General features: G+C 66.6%; 3 protein-coding genes and 1 pseudogene. 2 read left to right on the top strand and 2 right to left on the bottom strand.

All coding sequences use genetic code 11. From position 1 onward, the window contains the following. Positions 1–862: pseudogene (locus ABDV69_RS20880) on the top strand (hypothetical protein); the annotation flags it as partial. Positions 863–1,306: 444 nt separating this feature from the next. Here the strand turns inward: ABDV69_RS20880 and ABDV69_RS20875 are convergent. Both ABDV69_RS20875 and ABDV69_RS20870 read right to left on the bottom strand, forming a co-directional pair. Next, a complete protein-coding gene (locus ABDV69_RS20875) occupies positions 1,307–1,738 on the bottom strand; it encodes a TA system VapC family ribonuclease toxin (RefSeq protein ID WP_343577705.1) in 432 nt (143 codons plus the stop codon). Beyond that, positions 1,735–1,977 (bottom strand): CopG family transcriptional regulator, encoded by a 243-nt coding sequence (locus ABDV69_RS20870; protein WP_343577703.1) that lies wholly within the window; start codon positions 1,975–1,977, stop codon positions 1,735–1,737. The genes ABDV69_RS20875 and ABDV69_RS20870 overlap by 4 nt, the downstream gene beginning before the upstream one ends. Positions 1,978–2,162: 185 nt before the next feature. On the opposite strand from ABDV69_RS20870, the gene ABDV69_RS20865 reads away from it, so the two are divergent. Next, positions 2,163–2,779, top strand: a 617-nt coding sequence (locus ABDV69_RS20865; RefSeq protein WP_343577702.1) for a Clp protease N-terminal domain-containing protein, incomplete at its 3' end; no start/stop codon positions are given.

Raw genomic sequence — 2,779 nt, 5'->3', positions numbered from 1 at the left:
GGCCACCTTCGACCCGCTTCAGGAGCCTCCGGTGACCACCACCGCTGCGGGGTCGGCTCATCAAACGGCGGCGACCGGCCAGGCCACGTCCAGCGCGGCCGCCAACACCCCAACCAGCCTGTCGCAACTACTGTCCACCCTGCAGACCTCACTGCAGGGGCTCACCAGCCCCACCGCGCTGTCCGGCGCGACCGGAGCCGCCACATCGGCGTCGGGGATGAGCGCACTCTCGGATGCGCTGGGGCTTAACCTCACGGCGCCCGGGTCAGGGAGTCTTACCTCGGGGCTGGCTGGGTTTATCAATATGATCACGGGCTCGTCCGGCGCGAGCCCGATGTCGAACTTTTTGAACTCCACGGTGGTCAACTCCGTCCTCGCAGGCGCGCCCTACAGCCCGGCGTTCATCGGGCAGGCCGTGGGTGACATGACCGCTCTCACAACGGTCCTCGGCCGGACTCTGAACCCTGCCGCAGTGGTCGGCGGTCTGGGCGCGGCCACGTCCCACCTCAGTGCTGTCGCTGCTCCGGCCCCGACAGGCTTGGGTAGTTCGGGCATCCTGGCTGGGGCGCGCACCGGCGGCGGCGAGGTCACTGCGAGCGTCGGCAACGCCACCCTGGTCCGAGCGCTGTCGGCGCCACCGCACTCGGCCGCCCTACTCGCGCCCGCGGATGCCATGCCGCCCGCCGCGACTGCGCTGCCGGCCGTCGCGCCCACCACCAGCCCGGTCGTCACCGCCGGAATGCCGCCTGCCGCTGCATCGAGAGCGTCGCGCATGGTCGACAAAGCCGAGGACGAGGACGACGAAGCCCCGATATACGGATTCCCCACCAAAGCCATCCTCCGAACGCCAGCTGGTGGATAGGAAGAGTTCGGGCGCGTTCCGGGCGTCACTGCCGGTACATGCGCAACGACCGAAGGTGAGGTAGCTTTGCCACTTGTCGCACACCTACCGGTGATTCGGTATGTGCGGCAGACGTTTTCGGGGTGGCGGCTCCGCCCCGCTGCCGCGGACGGGGCTCAGACGGTCCGCCGCCGTCGATCATGGGCGTCCGGCATCGAGTGTGCGCTCAGGGTTTTCAGTGTGCGCACAGGGCGGAGCTCCTCGGCGTGTCGTCGCCCTGGACGCACACTCGGTGCGGAAGGCCGCCCGTGGGCCGCACTGTACCGGCGTTGCTGGTTGTAGAAGGTATCGCACCAGTCGATAACCACGGACTGCGCTCGGATATGGGAAGTAGTGTGCTGCAATAGCTTCCGTGATGCCATCGTCGAAACGATCCGAACCGGCCGATGGCTGTGCCTGACGAAATCAGATCAGCACGAGGTTACGCGCGCTGGCGTGTCGGACGGCGTGAACGGGAATCGACTGGTCGAGAGTCGCGAATCGGCAACCATGGGCGGTTGCGAGCGCGAGAAGATACGCGTCGGTTACTTGGCGATGCCCGTGCAACCGCGAGTGGTCGATGAGCTCGTCGTCGAGCAGGCTGACCGAACACGGCCAATACTCGTGATATTCGGTCGCCGCGGCGCGTGCCAACCTGCCGATGGCTTGCGGAGGTGGCACCGGGCTGGGATATCGAGGCTGGCTGATGATTCGAACGAACCCGTTTTGAGTTATCGCGCACGACGCCCAGCCGTGCACGATCTCGCCGTCCACCCACCGGCGAACCCGCTCGTGGTCGACGTGGTCGCTGTCGAGCAGTGCGATAAGGACATTGACGTCCAGCAGGGCGCGCGTCACACCCCTTCCTCGTCACGCAGCCGGTCGACGAGAGCGTTGGACACGGCGGACCCCCGGTGCTCGAAGGGTTCGAAACCATAGAAGCTTTCCGGTCCCGCACCCGGGCCGGTGATGCGCTGTTGCGTCAGCGCCTGCCGGGCAAGATCGGACAGCACCTCGCCGGCGGTGCGGTTCTCGCGGCGCGCGCGTTCCTTTACCGCGAGCAGGACGTCGTCGTCCAAGGACAGCGTGGTGCGCATACATCTGATGTTAACGCATCAACGTGATGAACGACGGTCGAACCGGTCAGCGTAAGGCCCTGGTATGCCCGCCACAATTTGATAGAGTTGAGCGGAACAGACTCAACCTTGACGGCGTTGAACAACGCGACAAGCATTTTTCCCGGGCCCCTTCAAGCCCTCTGAAGACTCTGAACGGAGGTGTCGTGGACTCTTTCAACCCGACCACCAAGACGCAGGCAGTGCTGACATCGGCCCTGCAGGCGGCGACCGTCGCCGGCAACCCCGAGATCAGGCCGGCTCACCTGCTGCTCGCCCTGCTCACACAGAACGACGGGATAGCGGCGCCGCTGCTGGAGGCGGTCGGCGTCGAGCCCGCCACGATCCGCACCGAAGCGCAGCGCATCTCAGACCGGCTGCCGCAAGCCAGCGGCGCCAACTCGCAACCGCAGCTGTCGCGTGACTCGCTGGCTGCCATCACCACCGCGCAACACTTGGCCACCGAGATGGACGACGAATACGTCTCCACCGAGCACCTGATGGTCGGCCTGGCCACCGGCGACTCCGAAGTCGCCAAGCTGCTGACCGGACACGGCGCATCGCCGCAGACGTTGCGGGATGCGTTCGCCCATGTCCGCGGCAGCGCCCGCGTCACCAGCCCCGACCCCGAGTCGACCTACCAGGCGCTGGAGAAGTACTCCACCGACCTGACCGCCCGAGCCCGCGAAGGCAAGCTCGACCCGGTTATCGGGCGGGACACCGAGATTCGCCGCGTCGTGCAGGTGCTGTCGAGGCGCACCAAGAACAACCCGGTGCTGATCGG

The sequence above is a fragment of the Mycobacterium sp. genome (assembly GCF_039583785.1).
Lineage (GTDB): Bacteria > Actinomycetota > Actinomycetes > Mycobacteriales > Mycobacteriaceae > Mycobacterium.
This window is presented reverse-complemented; position numbering and strand designations above follow the sequence as displayed.

Coding starts and splice junctions, on each gene's coding strand:
- ABDV69_RS20870 (WP_343577703.1), bottom strand. CDS start 1,977: ATGCGCACCACGCTGTCCTTGGACGACGACGTCCTGCTCGCGGTAAAG.